This window comes from Staphylococcus sp. EG-SA-2 (genome assembly GCF_017152085.1).
In genome coordinates, this window is sequence record NZ_JACYHC010000924.1 from 1 (window position 1) to 937 (window position 937).

General features: G+C 34.4%; 1 protein-coding gene. It reads left to right on the forward strand.

Translation table 11 applies throughout. From position 1 onward, the window contains the following. On the forward strand, positions 1-937 hold a 937-nt coding region (locus IDG60_RS27695), incomplete at both ends, for an FAD-binding domain-containing protein (protein WP_206160923.1).

The window sequence follows — 937 nt, forward strand, 5'->3', positions numbered from 1 at the left end:
AAGAAGACATTGATGCATGTTATTTTATCATTCCGGAAGAGGACATGTCTTCAGCTTCTGATTTGAAAGCACAGTTTTATCGCGGTACTTTGCAGCGCTTTTACCAATCGTTGCACGCAGAAAAGCTCACACCTTATGTCATGTCTTATGACGATATCATTTCATTTTGTAAAGAAAACAATATCTCTGAAGTAGTGACTGCGGGTGATATTATGAGTTATCATCTTGAAGAATATGATATTTTACATCAACGTTCTTTATTCAATGAAGCACGCATTGCCGTTACTTTGATACGTGGGAATCATTACTTTAAAGCGAGTAAAACAATGAATCAACAAGGGGAGCCATACAAAGTTTTTACTAGTTTCTATAAAAAATGGCGACCTTACTTGAGGCATAGAGACGTATATCACTATGATTTAAAATCATTCGAAGACTTTGTCATTGCATCACCTGATGATTTAGTGTTTGATGACATAGCATTTGGATCCTCACAAATAATTGAACAGAATAAATGGCAACATTTTTTAGATCAAGATATACAGAATTACGAAAGCGGAAGAGACTATTTACCTGAAGTATTAACAAGTCAGCTAAGTGTTGCTTTAGCATATGGATTATTAGATATTATTGAAATTTTTAATGATTTATTGGCGCGTTATGATGAAGATGAGGCAAACTATGAAGCATTTATACGTGAACTCATTTTTAGAGAATTTTATTATGTGTTAATGACACAGTATCCTGAAACCTCATACCAAGCTTTCAAACCTAAATATCGACAGATAAAATGGTCGCAAAATGAAGCGGATTTTAATGCATGGTGCGAAGGGCAAACAGGATTTCCAATCATTGATGCAGCAATAATGGAATTGACACAAACTGGTTTTATGCATAATCGAATGAGAATGGTTGTGTCGCAATTTTTAACCAAAGA